The sequence below is a fragment of the Longimicrobiaceae bacterium genome, assembly GCA_036375715.1.
Classification (GTDB): Bacteria; Gemmatimonadota; Gemmatimonadetes; order Longimicrobiales; family Longimicrobiaceae; genus DASVBS01.
Genome location: DASVBS010000081.1, coordinates 155,958 through 170,203, shown reverse-complemented (window position 1 = coordinate 170,203; position 14,246 = coordinate 155,958). Strand labels below are relative to the sequence as shown.

Sequence of the window (14,246 nt, the reverse complement as noted above, 5' to 3'; positions counted from 1 at the left end):
ATTTTGAATTATGAATTTTGAATTGGGTAGCGCGCCCTGCCGCCCTGGGTTGAATTTTCATGTTGTGCGCCGTTGGTAATTCGTAATTCGTAATTGGAGCAATTCAAAATTCAGAATTCAGAATTCAGAATTTATACGCGTCGATGCCCGCAACTGCCCCCAGCGCCTTCCTCGATCCCAAGGTTCTCGCCCGGATCAGCAACCTCGAGTTGCTGGCCCGGACGGTGGTGGATGGCTTCATCAACGGGCTGCATCGGTCGCCGTATCTGGGGTTGTCGCTCGATTTCGCGGAGCATCGGGCGTACATGCCGGGGGACGACATTCGCCGCGTGGACTGGCGGCTGTACGCGCGGACCGATCGCTACTTCGTCAAGGAGTTCGAGGCGGACACGAACTCCAACTTCGTGGTTCTGCTCGACGGCTCCCGTTCGATGAGCTACGTCGGGACGGGTGTGCCGAAGTTCGACTACGCGCGGTACCTCGCGGCCTGCCTGACCTATTTCGCCCGTGAGCAGCGCGACCGGGTGGGTCTGGCGGTCTTCGATGAAGACGTGGTGGAGTACGTGCCGCCCTCGGCGCGTCACCGCGACGTCATCCTGCATACGCTCGACCGGCTGAAGCCGGGAACGGGCCGCGGCAAGCTCGCTCCGCCCCTGCTGCGGATCGCCGATCGGCTGCGGCGGCGCGGTCTCACGGTTCTGATCTCCGATCTGTACGAGCCTCCCGAAGCGGTGCTCGACGCGGTGAAGCCGCTGCGTGGGCGCGGCCACGACCTCATCGTGTTTCACCTGCTGGACCCGACCGAGCTCGACTTCCCCTTCGACGAGGCCACGAACTTCGAGGAGATTGAGACGGGAGAGCGGATCCCCGTCGTTCCGCAGGCGCTGCGCGATCGCTACCGGCAGCTGGTCCGCGACCACATCGCGACGCTCTCTCGCAAGTTCACGGAGAGCCGTGTGGATTACGCCATGTTCAACACCGGAATGCCGCTGGACCACGCGCTGTTTGCCTTCCTCTCGGCGCGTGAGCGCTTGAATCGGGTTCGCTGATGTCCCTGACCTTTCTCGTACCGGCCTTTCTGGCGGGGCTTGCGGCTCTCGCGATCCCCGTGCTGCTGCACCTGACCAGGAAGCAGACGCGGACGGCCATCGCCTTCCCGTCGTTGATGTTCATTCGCCAGGTACCGCATCGCTCGACCTCGCGCCGCACGATTCATCGCTGGCCGCTCCTGCTTCTCCGCCTGTTGGGGCTGGCGCTGCTCGTCTTCGCCTTCTCGCGCCCCTTCGTGCACCGCGACGGCGCGGGGTTCCTGCCGAGGGCCACCGGTGGCAGGGAGCTCGTGATCCTGCTGGACCGCTCCTACAGCATGGGCTTCGGCGATCGCTGGCAACGCGCCATCGACGCGGCTGAGGAGGCAATCGGCGGGTTGGGATCGAGCGATCGCGGCACACTGCTCTTTTTCGATACGCAGGCCGAGGCGGGGAGCCCCACCACGATGGAGCGGGGGGAGCTGCTCGCGGCGTTGCGAGGGGTCGAACCCGGCCCACGGAGCACGCGCTACGCACCCGGACTGCGCTATGCCCAGCGCATTCTCGCGGGATCGCCCCTGCCCCGGCGCGAGGTGGTGCTGATTTCCGATTTCCAGCGCCGTGGCTGGGATGCGGACGCGGCGGAGATCGGATCGATCCAGTTGCCGCCGGGGACCCGGGTGACTCCCGTCAGCGTGGCCGAAGGAGAGGGTGAGAACCTGTCGGTGGCAGGGGCGTCAATCGAGCGGATGAACACGGAAGGCCACGAGCGCGCCGCCATCACCGCTCGGCTGGTGTCGCACGGAGAGGCGCCTACGGGCCCGGTTCCGGTGGTCATGGAGGTGGACGGACGGCCCGTCGAGACGCGACAGGTCTCCTTCTCGGGGTCGAGCGCCAGCGTCACGTTCGACCCGCTGACGCTGCCCGCCGACCGCCCGATACGGGGTCGCGTGCGCCTCGCCGAGGACGATCTGGCGGTGGATAACACCTTCCATTTCGTGCTCGCCGCGGACCAGCGGGTGGGAGCGCTTATCGTGGAGGGACCGGGGACGCCTCCTCGGGCGAGCTTCTACCTCGAGCGCGCACTCCAGCAGGGCGACTCTCCGGGTTTCCGCGTGGAAACCCGCAACGTGGCGCGCCTCTCTGCCGCCGACCTGGAAGAGTTCCCGGTGATGATCTTCAACCAGACCGCTCTGCCGGACGGAGAGGTCGGACGCCGGTTGCGCGCGCGCGTCGAAGGTGGTGCTGGGCTGATCTCCATCGCCGGCGACAACAGCCTGGGCCAGTGGGATGGGGTGATTCCCAGCCTGGGGCGAACGGTGGATCACTCCGGAGAGGGCGGGACGACGCTCGGCTTCGTCGATCTCGGGCACCCGGTCTTCGAGCCGTTCAGCGCCCCCCGCAGCGGCGACTTCACCGCGGCGCGAGTCTTCCAGTACCGGGCCCTTCCCGAAGGGGCTCGTGTTCTCGCGCGCTTCGGCGATGGCGGAGCGGCGCTCACCGAGCAGCGGGTGGGCAAGGGCCGCGTGTTGGTCTGGAGCAGCACGATGGACAGCCGGTGGAACAACCTGGCGCTACAGCCGGTGTTCTTGCCGTTCGTTCATCAGTTGGTGAAGTACGCCGCCGGCTACTCACCCGCGGCGGCCTGGCAGATGGTGGGCGACCCGTTCGATCCGGGTGCGATGGATCCGCAAGCCGAGCCGTACACGCTGGCGCTCACCCCGGGTGGCGAGCGCCTCCCGATCGACGGCTCGCGCCCCCTCGCCCTCGAGCAGCCCGGGTTCTATGAGTTGCGCGATCAGCGCACGGGAGACCGCAATGCCGTGGTCGGCGTCAACGTTGACCCGGCAGAGGCAGGGATGGAATCCTTCGACCCGAAAGAGCTGGTCGCCGCCGTGGCCGGGGAGGCGGTCGATCCGCTGGCCACCTCCGATGCGGTACCGCTGACGCTGCAGGAGCGCGAGCGCCAGCAGAGCGCCTGGTGGTACCTCCTGGTGATTGCCTTCTTGATCCTCGCGGCCGAGTCGGTCGTCTCGAACCGGTTCTACCGCGGCGCTACCCCAACGAGGGGATAGGGGGTCCTCATGGATCGTCGAGCTACAGAATGGTCGGGCCACGCGGAGCTGGTCCGCATCGTCCATCAGGTCCGGCGCCGCTGGCGGATGAAGATCGCCCTGCGCGGCGCGGCGATCATGCTGGCCGCCGCGCTGGGGATCTTCCTCATCAGCGCGTTCATGGTCGACCGCATGGGCTTCTCGCCCGCCGCGGTGCTGACTGCGCGAATCGTCCTGGCGGTGGCTGTGGTGGCGCTGCTGTTCCGCTTCCTCCTCCTCCCGCTCCGTCGTCGGGTCAGCGACGAGCAGGTGGCGCTGTACATCGAAGAGCACGAGCCCTCGCTGCGGTCGTCGCTGATCAGCGCGCTGAGCGCGAGCGAGCCGGAGTCCGCTCTGTCTCCGGCCCTGGCCCGTCGCACCATCGAGACGGCGCTGCAGCGGTGCCGACAGGTACAGGGAGGTGTGAGGATCGAAAGTAGGGCGCTGCGCCGCGCGTCGGGAGCGCTGGGTGGCGTGGTCGTCGCCGGACTCATCCTCTTCCTGCTGGGCCCCGATTTCGTGCGCTTCGGAGCCCGGGCGATCTTTCTGCCGCTGCGGAGCGCCGAAGCGGCCGCGACCTCCTACCGGGTGCTCGTCCAGCCCGGGGATACCAGCGTCGCCCGCGGGGCGGATCTGCCAATTTCGGCTGTCCTGTCCGGCTTCACCTCGGAGCAGGTGGACGTTGTGGTGCGGTTTGAGGGAGATTCCATCCTTCGCCGCGTCCCCATGCTGCCGTCTCCGGAGGGGACCGGGTACGAGGTTCGTCTGTTCGACCTGGAGGGCGCCGCCGAGTACTACGTGCAGGCGGGCGCGGTCCGCTCACCCGCATTCCGCGTCTCCGTCCTGGATCTGCCCTACGTGGAGCGGATCGATCTGGAGCTTCATTTCCCCGAGTACACCGGCCTCGAGCCCCGCATCATTCAGGACGGTGGCGACATTGCGGCCCCCGCGGGAACGACGGTGAGGTTGCGCGCCACTCCCACCCTGCCGGTCGACAGCGGGCGGGTGGTGTTGAGCGACGGGCGGTCCGTTCAATTGCAGCGAGACAGCGCGGGCGTCCTCACGGGGGCGTTCCGGGTGAGCGAGTCCGGCCTCTACCACCTCGAGCTGCAGACCGCCGCGACCGGTGCCACTCCCGGATCGCCACAGTACCTGATCGACGTCCTGGACGATCTCGCTCCGACCGTGGAGTTCTCGAAGCCAGGGCGCGACACGCACGTGACCTCCGTCGATGAGGTCTTCCTGGAGGCTCGGGCGCAGGACGACTACGGGATCCGCTCGCTGGAGCTCGTCTACTCCGTCAACGGTGGACCGGAGCAGAAGGTGCCGCTGTACGGGGGCGGTACGCTCTCCGAGGTGATCGCCGGTCACACCATCTACCTCGAGGAGATGGATCTGCAGCCGGGCGACTTCATCTCCTACTACGCCCGCGCTACGGACGTCGGCCCCGGCCAGCGTGAAGCGGTCACCAGCGATATCTACTTCGTGGAGGTGCGGCCGTTTAGCCGGAACTATCGTCAGGCCGACTCGGGCGGCGGTGGAGGCGGTGGGAGCGGGCAGGGCGATCCGGACGCCGGCGGAGAGCTCTCCCAACGGCAGCGCGAGCTGATCGCGGCGACCTTCAACATGGTGCGGGATCGCGAGCGATACAGCGACGAGGAGTACCGCGAAAACCTGGTGACGCTCTCTCTTGCGCAGGAGAAGCTGCAGGAGCAGGCGCTCACCCTGGCTCAGCGCCTCGCCAACCGGGGGGTGGCACGAGATACCGCCTTCCAGGTGATCACCCGCGCGTTGCCGATGGCCGCGGCCGAGATGGCGGAAGCAGTCGATCGGCTGCGTGACCTTTCGGCGCCGGATGCGTTGCCGCCGGAGCAGCGGGCGTTACTGCACCTGCAGCGTGCCGAGGCGGCTTACCGGGAGGTGCAGGTGCGTATGGGGGCGCAGGGTGGCGGTGGTGGTGGCGGCGGCGCCACCGCACAAGATCTCGCCGACCTCTTCGGGCTCGAGCTGGACCAGCTGCAGAACCAGTACGAGACCGTGCGCCGTGGCGGGGACCAGAGCTCGGCCGCGCGCGCCGAGATCGACGAGACGGCGGCGAGGGTGCGTGAGCTCGCCCGCAGGCTGGAGCGCGAGAACGAGCGGCTTCGGCAGGCGATGACGAACCAGATCCGCAACGGCAACGCGGCCGCAAATCAGCGCGCTCTGGCTGACGAAACGGAAGAGGCGGCGCGCAGGCTGGAGCGCCTCTCCCGCGAACAGTCCCGGCCGGATCTGGCCGAGACAGCACGCCAGCTCCGTCAGGCCGCCGAGGCGATGCGTCGGGCCGCTGCCGATGGGCGGAGTGGCAACGCCGGGGCGAGCCGTGAGGCGCTAGATCGCCTGCGCGAGGCCACCCGCAGGCTCAACCGTAGCCAGGTCGAGGGAGCGAGGAGCGAAGCGGAGCAGATTGCCGAGGAGGCGCGTCGCCTTGCGGAGGAAGGGCGCGAGATCCGCGAGCAGATGCAGAACCTTCCCGACTCCCCTGACCGGCTGAACGAGGGCCGGCGTCTCGCGGAGCGGAAGGAGCAGCAGGCGCAGGCGGTGGACGATCTCCAGCGAGATCTGGAGGCGCTGGCGGCCGAGACACGCAGCGACCAGCCGGACGCTTCGCGGCGCCTGCAGGCGGCCGCCGAATCGGCCCGGCGGAACCGGCTTTCGGAGGCCATCCGTGCTTCGCGGGCGGCCACCCAGCCGAACGCCCCATCTGAGTACGTGCGCCAGCTCGAGGAGCACATCGGCGAGGGCCTCGAAGAGCTGCAACGTCTCACGGAGGAAGCGAGTCGCTCCTTCCGCACCCCGGAGGATTCGCGGGCTCAGGAGTCCCTGGATCGTGCCCGCGACCTCGTGCGCGGCCTGCAATCGATGCGGGAGCGGACGCGGCAGGCGATGGGCACACAGATGTCGAATCGCCAGGGCGGTCAGGACGGCCAGAGCGGCCAGCCTCAGGCAGGAGGTGAGCAGGGCGGTGAGCAGGGCGGAACCCAGCCCAGCGGGCGGCTCGGTGACCGGCCAGGAGGCCGGCAGCCGGGCCAAGGGGAGGGTGCTCAGGCTCAGAACGGTCAGACGGACCCGTCGGGCCAGGGGGGACAGCAGGGTCAGCCCGGGCAGGGACGCGAGGGTCAGCAGGGACAGGGTGGACAGCAGGGAGAGGCGGGCCAGCAAGGACAGGGTGATCAGCAGGGCCAGCCGGGAGATGCTCAGGCGCGGGGTCAGGGCCAGCAGGGTCAGGGACAGGCCGGTGAGGAGGGCCAGGGCGGGCGCGCTGGGCAGGGAGCGGGGGAGGGAGACGAGTACGGCGAAGCCGGGCGGCGCCTCGGCGAGGGTCCCAGCGGGTTGGGGTTCGGCAGTCCCGGCACCGGTTGGTCCAACGGGGGCCCGCGGCCCGGTTCGCCCGATCCGGAGGCAATTCGTCAGCTTCGCGCCGAGACCGCACAGCGCCTGCAGGAAGCTCGCGAGCTGCGGCGAGAGCTTGCGGAACTGGGCGTGAGTACCGAAGATCTGGATCGCGCTATCGCCGAGCTTGCCCGTCTGGATGACCAGCGGGTGTACGCCGACTGGGAGGAGCTGGAGCACATCCAGGCCGCCATCGTCGAGCGGGTGAAGGAGTTCGAGTTCGAGCTGCGGCAGACGATCGAGGGGGAGGAGACCCGCAAGCTCTTCCTCTCCGGCTCCGGAGAGGTGCCTCCAGCATACCGGGAGTTGGTCGAGCGCTACTACCGCGAGCTGTCCGAGACGGGCCGCTGAGCCCGGGAGGGCGTGCACCGGCGGTTGGGTCTGGCCGCCGGTGCAACGCTAACCAGCGAACGAGACATGGCTGCTACCGAGTCTACCATGCTGGAGCTGGGTACTCCGGCTCCCCACTTTGCCCTCCCCGACCTGGAGGGCAAACTCGTGTGTATCGACGATTTCTGGCAGAGTCCGCTGCTCCTCGTGGCGTTCATCTGCCCCCATTGCCCGTTCGTGCGTCACGTGCGCGGCGAGATCGCGCGTATCGGACGCGATTACGCCGATCGTGGGCTGGCGATGGTCGGCATCATGCCGAACGATCTGGAGCGGTATCCGCAGGACGGACCGGAGGGGATGCGAAAGGAAGCCGAGGAGGCTGGATACACCTTCCCGTATCTGCTGGATGCAACTCAGTCGGTGGCGCGCTCGTATCGCGCCGCATGCACGCCCGACTTCTTCCTGTTCGATCAGGAGCGTAAGCTGATCTACCGAGGTCAGCTCGACTCCAGCCGGCCGGGCAACGACATCCCCGTCACCGGGAGCGACCTCCGCGCCGCGATTGAAGCCGCACTGGCAGGGGAGCCCGTCCCGACCGAGCAGATCCCGTCCATCGGCTGCAACATCAAGTGGAAACCCGGTAACGAGCCTGACTATTTCGGCTGACGAGACCGGCTTCATGACCTCTCAGCAGGGAGCGGGACCCACGACGGCATTCGAGGGTACCGTCGATGCGCCTGCCGCCACGGCCTGAATCGGCGCCGCAAGAGACTACGGGAGGGAGGCGAGGGCCGCTCCGGGTGTTCCGGAGCGGCGGGCCTCATCGAGGAGATGACGAGTGAAGGAATCCGCCGTACGGAAAGCGGACACACGAGAGGAAGCGCGCAACGGCCGCAACGCCGAAGCTGCTAAGAGCAAGAACGAGCTGCTCGAGTGGGCGAAGTCCTTGCTCATCGCCGTCGTTCTCTTCCTCTTCATCCGTACCTTCCTCATTCAGGCATATACCATCCCGTCGGGGAGCATGGAGGACACTCTCCTGATCGGCGACTACCTGATGGCAAACAACGCCATCTACGGTGCGCACATTCCCTTCACCTCCCTGAGAATACCGGCTATTCGCGAACCCCAGCACGGGGACGTCGTGGTCTTTCGACCGGACTACAACGACCCGGTCATCGACGTGGTGAAGAGGGTGATCGGGGAGCCGGGCGATACGATTCAGATGATTGATCGAGTCGTCTACCGTAACGGGGAGCCGCTGGAGGAGCCCTACATCGAACCGACCTACCTACCCGATCAGCCGATCGATCGCAGTGGGCCTACGGGGTACGCCTGGCACCTGAAGTACCTGCCGGATACGGTTGATCCGGAAACCTATCGCCCGACCCGAGACAACTGGGGACCGCTGATTGTCCCTCCGGACTCCTTTCTGCTGCTGGGCGACAACCGGGACGAGTCGCTGGACTCGCGCTACGTCGGCTTCATTCCGCGCGACGTGATCCGGGGTAAGGCGATGTTCATCTACTTCTCGGTGGATCGCTCGCTCGATCGGCCTTTCCCGCGCTTCATCACCGCCGCGCGCTGGGATCGGATCGGCCGAGTGATCCGATAGCTACCCGTCGCCACTAGCTGTTCCTCTGCCCGCCCCTCGTGGGCGATTTCCAGCCACGCCTTCCAGACTTCGGGCCGATGCAGGCGGGCGACCACCTGCGGGTCGAAGGTGGTGCCGGCTTCCGCACGGAGCTTCGCCAGCGCCTCATCGGCCTGCACGGGCGCATGGTAGCTCCGCGACTGCGTCAGCGCGTCGAATACGTCTGCGACACTGATGATGCGGCTCTCGAGCGGGATCTGCGCGCTGGCCAGTCCCTGGGGATAGCCCGAGCCGTCCCAGTGTTCGTGGTGGGATTCGACGATCAGGGAGATGCCCGGGTGGATCGACTCGAGCGGCTGCAGGATGTCGGCACTCTCGAGGGTGTGGCGCCGCACCACCCTCCGTTCGCGATCGTCCAGCCGCTGATCGCTCTGCACCAGAGGAGCGACCTCGCCGTCCAGTTTGCCGAGGTCGTGGAGCAGCGCGCCGACGCGTAACCGAGCCCGGGCTTCGCGGTTCAGGCGGAAGGTGCGGGCGAGGACGTCGGTGAGATCAGCGACGCGGCGGGAATGATGGGCGGTATCGGAATCACCGGCGCAGAGGGTGTTGAGCAGCAGCTCAACCATGGTCCGGTGGACCAGGGCGGCCCGCCTGGATCGTCGGCGTCCGTCCAATCCCCAGGCCGCTCCCGTCAGGCCGAAGGTGATCACGGCGGCGACCAGGCCGCCGGAAGGTCGTGAGCGGCGCATCTATGCTCGGGCGCGGGTGAATCGACGCGGATCCCCGCTCCCAACGCAGATGCTACGCCAGAAAGAGATTCGCCCCCCTCGTCCTCAGCCGTGCCTGCCACTCCTCCGATTGACAGGGGTCGCGTCGGCATTCTCGGACTCGGGGGGCGATCTCCGGATCACCCGCGCCCCGCCGCAGGCGGGAGCGCTCTGTATCCTGCACGCGGATCTAAGCGGGAAGCATGCCGCTTTCGGAGCGCTTGGCGACCATGTGCGGCAACATCTTGATGCGAAAGCACTTAGCTGATCTACAAGAGGCAGGGATGCGTCCCGACGGCGCTCCGCAATGAGACATTATGTCCCAGTTGCGGGACATTGTTGTGGGGCACAAGGGATGGACGCGAAATATGTGGTCAGGCGGTGAGCTCGAATTCGTGGCGGACCAGCTCGAGCTCATCGGGAGGCAAAAACGAGCGTTCCAGCAGGAGAACGTGGCCGTCGCGATCTACACGGATCACCGTGGAGCAACGGGTTCCGTAGTCCACGCCGGCGATGAATCGGGCGGAGAGTGCGCGCTCCAGGTCACGGGGAACTCCGGTCTGCGGGAGGTCAGCTTCCGCGGCAAGCGTGCGGTCGAGCAGGATCTGCATGAGCTCGTCGGGGCCGGCGCCGGCGGCCAGCGCTTCCTCCAGGTCGCGCTTTCCCTCCACGACCTTGGGCCAGGGGGTGTCGAGCAGATGATTGCTCAGGCCGTAGACGCCGGGGGGTAGCTCGGCGCCGTTCAGGGGATGCCCTTCACCCCGGTTGGAGAACCAGCGGACGGAGGCGAGCTCGCCCACCAGCAGGTTGAAGCCGACGTATTCGTGGGCCCGCGGCCGAATAGCTTCCAGGTATTCGGCGGGGGAGAGATCGCCGAGCAGGAAGTCGGCGACCAGGCGCCCACGTGACGGGGCGTCGCGCCGCTGCTGCTGGGGCTCCCGGAAGTTGGTGACGGCTGCCCAGCGCCCACGGGTGGTGATCCCCAGCCACGTTCCGCCGGCCTGCAGGTCGCGGCCGGCGATCACGTGGGGAGCGTCCGGCCACGGCGCCGCCGGGGCGGTCGGCCGGGTATAGTACTCGTCCCGATTGGCGGCGATCACCAGCGGCAGGTCCGCGCGCGCCTCCAGGGCGAAGACGATCAGGCACATCGTCCTCGTCCCCCCGGAGGCGTATCGGCCTCAGTCCTCGATCCAGGGACGGCGGAGCCTCTCCTCGGGCGGGAGGAGGAACCCGGGACGATGCGGTGCCGGGCGGCCCGGAGCAGCGGCCGGTGCTGAGACACGCTCATCCTGCGGGGTGGAGGTGTCGGTTCCGCGGCCTTCCGGAAGATATCCCCAGTCTTCCGCGGGCGTCCGCACCTCCTCCCCGGTGATATCATCGTACCTCCGGTCGTAGCTCTCAGCGTAGTCCTCCCGGTAGCCAAATCCATCGTCGTAGGGATCCGCCCCCGGGCGCGGGTCGTACCCCGGCTCGGCATACCCGTACGGGGCATAGCCATAGGGCGCATAGCCATATGGGCCATAGCCGTACGGGTCAGGCGGATATATGCCGTAGTCGTACGGATCGTATCCGAACCAACCGTAGCGGTCCCCGCCGAATCCCCCGTACCCATACCAGCCGTCGAAAGCTCCGTACCCGTTGAGGGCATACGGGGACGCTCGCCATTCGAACCAATGGGGATCGTACCGGTCGCTGTAGCGATCGAGATGACGATCGAAGTCATACGCCGGGAGCCACCCCCTTCCGTAGTACCCCGGCCCGAATGCATCCCTGCCAGGCCGGCCGCGCCACCCGTGCTCTCCGCGGAAGCCCCGCTCGAAGCGCGAGCCGGACAGCGGCCACCCCCGGTAGGCGTCGAACCCGAACGGCCCCCGCCGCGAGCGCGGGGGGCGGCTGTGCGAAGCCCGAGCCTCTCCCGGACGGAGTGTCGACTGTCGTGCGCTCGAGCGATTCAGGCTGGTGCTCCGCCACTCCAGCCGCGGGTTCGCGCCCACTCCGGCCGGATCGCCGAGCCGGTATTCCGGGCTGAGCGCATATCCCAGACCGGCGGTGTCGAAGTGCATCGGTGGCATGCGCTCGAGCGCCATGTCCAGCGTGCGCACGCCGCCGATGTAAGTGTCGATGAGGTCGGCGGTCATGCCGGCGTAGCGCTCCATCGCCTGCACACACTCCTCGTTGCTGGCGCGGAGGCCCTCGAGGGTGCAGCCGCCGCGTGCCGCCTCCAGCTCGCGCACCACCTCCACGGCCCCTGCCCCGTCCTCGCACGCGGCCAGCGCCGCCAGGAGCAGGAGTGTGGGCCAGCACTTTGCGCTGGCGCGCCAGGGAAGGCGACCTCGCGTGGTCATGAGCATCATGAGAGCCTCCTGGGATGGGCACGCGGCCCGGCGGCCTGGTCCGGCCTGCCCGTCCTCAGCAGCCGGTGGAGGTCCGCATCGGAAAGGTCGCCGAGGCCTCGACCTTCAGGGTCCTCCGCCCAGAGCACCGTGCCATGGGGCGAGCTGAAGCGGATGCGCGTCGCCCGGGATGCGGCGCGGGGAAAACCCTCTCCGCTGTCGACCTCGACACACCAGCGCACCGACCCCACCTTCCAGAAGCGCCGGAAGACACCGCGCGCACCGTGCCCAGGCGCGCGGCGGTGTAGCCACACGTGTAGCTCGTTGTGAGGTGCGTTTCGCTGGGCGTAGACCAGCAGGTGCCAGGGCGGAGCCGGGTGCTCGCGCGACAACACCCACACTACGGATTCGAGGATCAGTGCGTCGAAGCTCATGGCGGCTCTGCTTGTGCCGCCCGCGAAATCGCGCACTCCCGAAGTGGAGAGTCGGCTCCTTTCGCGTGCGACTCGAGCGCTGGAGTGATATCGTCCCGGTGGACCCTGAGACCGCGGGGCGGCACGTACCGAGATGACGACGACCAGCAGCGAAGACCACAGGAGCAAGGCGCATGCTCGCGGGCCGGTACCCATCGCGGTGATCACGGTCAGCGACACGCGCACGGAGTCCACCGACGTGAACGGTCAGTACCTGCGCGCCTCGATCGAGGCCACAGGACACTCCGTCGCGGACTACCGGGTAATCCCGGACGAGCCTGCCGCGGTGGTCGCCGCATTGGAGGAGCTGGCCGGCCGTTCGCGCGTCGTGGTGCTGAACGGAGGCACCGGGATCTCCTCTCGCGACAACACCTACGACGCGGTGTCCGCCTTGCTGGAGAAGAGTCTGCCCGGGTTCGGCGAGCTCTTCCGGATGCTCAGCTACGAGCAGGTGGGTGCGGCCGCAATGCTATCGCGCGCGGTGGCCGGTACCTATCGTGGCGTGGTGGTCTTCTCGGTGCCAGGATCTCCGGGCGCCGTGCGGCTTGCCTGGGAGCGACTCATCCTTCCCGAGCTGGAGCACGTCGCCTGGGAGGTGGGGCGGTGAGGGGGTTGGCAGGAGGCTATGACGAGGGTCAGAGTACTGCCGTTCTGGCGGTAATTGGCACAATCCGTGAATTTGAGACGTTGAACGTCCCGCCGGACAGGCGCCGGAGGCGTCCAGGCCGGCCTCGATCCACTCGGGCTCCCACCGGAAGCGGACGTGCCCTTACAGTCTGAAAGTGCCGGCATTACGACCGAAGAGGTTCTCCTCCGTCTCGGCATTGCGGTCTTCCTGGTTCTCGCCAACGGCTTTTTCGTGGCGGCGGAGTTCGCGCTGGTTGGCGCCCGAACGACTCGAATCGAGGCGATGGCGTCGAAGGGGAACGCCGGCGCGCGGATGGCGCTGCGAGCCATTCGTCACCTCGATCACTACATATCCGGCACACAGCTAGGTATCACGCTCGCCTCCCTCGGCCTCGGCTGGGTGGGGGAGAGCACCATCGCCAGCCTGCTCATCCAGGCTTTCACGCCACTGCCGCAGCCTTGGGACGTGGTGGCGACGCACACCGTGGCGGGGACGATCGCGTTCGCCCTCATCACCTTCATGCACATCGTCCTGGGGGAGCTGGCGCCCAAGTCATTGGCGATTCTCTTCCCGGAGCGCGTGAGCATCTGGACGGCGGGGCCGCTGATCGCCTTCTCGCGCATCTTCTCGCCCTTCATCGTGGTGCTCAACGGCTCGGCGAACCTGCTCCTCCGCATGCTGGGCCTGCGTGCCCCCCACGAGGCGGAGCGTGTGCACCGGCCCGAGGAGATCGAGATGCTGCTTCGCAAGACCCAGGAGCACGGCCTCATGGCGGAGGAGCCGGCGGAGATGATCCGGGGGGTGTTCGACCTTTCGGAGACGACGGCTGCCGAGGTGATGACGCCGCGGACCGAGGTGGTCGCCGTCCCCATCACCGCGACCATGGATGAGGTTGCCGACACCTTCCTGGACTCCGGACATTCCCGGCTTCCGGTGTACGAGCAGACCGTCGATCATATCATCGGCGTGGTGCTGGCCCGCGATTTCTGGCGCTCCCGGCGCGATCGGAGAGACGCGGGATTACGTCAGATCCTCCGTCCGGTTCCCTTTGTCCCCGAGACCAAGGACCTGGAAGATCTTCTGCGGGAAATGCAGCGCGAGGGAACCCACATCGTGGTCGTCCTGGACGAGTACGGCGGTACGGCGGGGGTGGTAACGGTCGAGGACGTGATCGAGCAGATCGTGGGGGAGATTGCCGACGAGCACGAGGAGCTGTTCGCGGAGATCCGGGAGGAGGACGGGAGGATCATCGTCTCCGGCCGGGCACTGGTCAGCGACCTGAACGAACGGTTCGGCCTGCAGCTTCCCCAGGAGGAATACACCACGGCCGCAGGGATGCTGATGGGAATGTTGGGGCGGATCGCTGAGGAAGGGGACCGGATCGAGTTCGCCGGCGGCTCCATGGAGGTGCTCTCGATGTCGGGTAGGCGAATCGAATGGCTGGAGCTTGTGCTGGAGCGGACCGCCGACAGCTCGGCTGAGAGTTGACCCGCTGACGTCCTAACCGTCCCTGGGCGCGGTTTCCCCGCCCCGCTGCTTGACACCTTCCTGAAGCCCGCCTAGACTCCGGC

11 protein-coding genes are annotated in these 14,246 nt (G+C 67.5%); 7 read left to right on the top strand and 4 right to left on the bottom strand.

Going from position 1 to position 14,246, the window contains the following annotated elements; genetic code table 11:
- The first annotated feature begins 143 nt into the window (after nucleotides 1-143).
- From VF167_17985 to lepB, 5 genes are all read left to right on the top strand, one after another.
- Entirely contained in the window at nucleotides 144-1,049 is a 906-nt protein-coding gene (locus VF167_17985; GenBank protein ID HEX6927321.1) for a DUF58 domain-containing protein, read from the top strand.
- Nucleotides 1,049-3,103, top strand: coding sequence for a BatA domain-containing protein (locus VF167_17980; GenBank protein HEX6927320.1), 2,055 nt, complete (start codon nucleotides 1,049-1,051; stop codon nucleotides 3,101-3,103). Before VF167_17985 ends, VF167_17980 begins: the two co-directional genes overlap by 1 nt.
- A gap of 9 nt (nucleotides 3,104-3,112) precedes the next feature.
- A complete protein-coding gene (locus VF167_17975) occupies nucleotides 3,113-6,904 on the top strand; it encodes a DUF4175 family protein (GenBank protein ID HEX6927319.1) in 3,792 nt (1,263 codons plus the stop codon).
- 66 nt (nucleotides 6,905-6,970) lie between these two features.
- Nucleotides 6,971-7,549, top strand: coding sequence for a thioredoxin family protein (locus VF167_17970; GenBank protein HEX6927318.1), 579 nt, complete (start codon nucleotides 6,971-6,973; stop codon nucleotides 7,547-7,549).
- A gap of 172 nt (nucleotides 7,550-7,721) precedes the next feature.
- Complete coding sequence (lepB, locus tag VF167_17965) at nucleotides 7,722-8,495, top strand: signal peptidase I (protein ID HEX6927317.1); 774 nt, start codon at nucleotides 7,722-7,724, stop codon at nucleotides 8,493-8,495.
- Here the strand turns inward: lepB and VF167_17960 are convergent.
- The 4 genes from VF167_17960 to VF167_17945 all read right to left on the bottom strand — a co-directional run bounded on the left by VF167_17960 (nucleotide 8,405) and on the right by VF167_17945 (nucleotide 12,008).
- Entirely contained in the window at nucleotides 8,405-9,223 is an 819-nt protein-coding gene (locus tag VF167_17960) for an HD domain-containing phosphohydrolase (GenBank protein ID HEX6927316.1), read from the bottom strand. The genes lepB and VF167_17960 overlap by 91 nt on opposite strands.
- 392 nt (nucleotides 9,224-9,615) lie before the next feature.
- Nucleotides 9,616-10,389 carry an NRDE family protein gene (locus VF167_17955; GenBank protein ID HEX6927315.1) on the bottom strand — a complete coding sequence of 258 codons (774 nt, stop codon included), beginning with the start codon at nucleotides 10,387-10,389 and terminating at the stop codon, nucleotides 9,616-9,618.
- Nucleotides 10,390-10,419: 30 nt separating this feature from the next.
- Nucleotides 10,420-11,595, bottom strand: coding sequence for a hypothetical protein (locus VF167_17950; GenBank protein HEX6927314.1), 1,176 nt, complete (start codon nucleotides 11,593-11,595; stop codon nucleotides 10,420-10,422).
- A complete protein-coding gene (locus VF167_17945; GenBank protein ID HEX6927313.1) occupies nucleotides 11,592-12,008 on the bottom strand; it encodes a hypothetical protein in 417 nt (138 codons plus the stop codon). Before VF167_17945 ends, VF167_17950 begins: the two co-directional genes overlap by 4 nt.
- Nucleotides 12,009-12,141: 133 nt before the next feature.
- Here VF167_17945 and VF167_17940 point away from each other — a divergent pair, with 133 nt between their 5' ends.
- Nucleotides 12,142-12,654 carry a molybdenum cofactor biosynthesis protein B gene (locus VF167_17940; protein ID HEX6927312.1) on the top strand — a complete coding sequence of 171 codons (513 nt, stop codon included), beginning with the start codon at nucleotides 12,142-12,144 and terminating at the stop codon, nucleotides 12,652-12,654.
- Between the two features lie 156 nt (nucleotides 12,655-12,810).
- Nucleotides 12,811-14,163 (top strand): hemolysin family protein, encoded by a 1,353-nt coding sequence (locus VF167_17935; GenBank protein HEX6927311.1) that lies wholly within the window; start codon nucleotides 12,811-12,813, stop codon nucleotides 14,161-14,163.
- Nucleotides 14,164-14,246 lie beyond the last annotated feature (83 nt).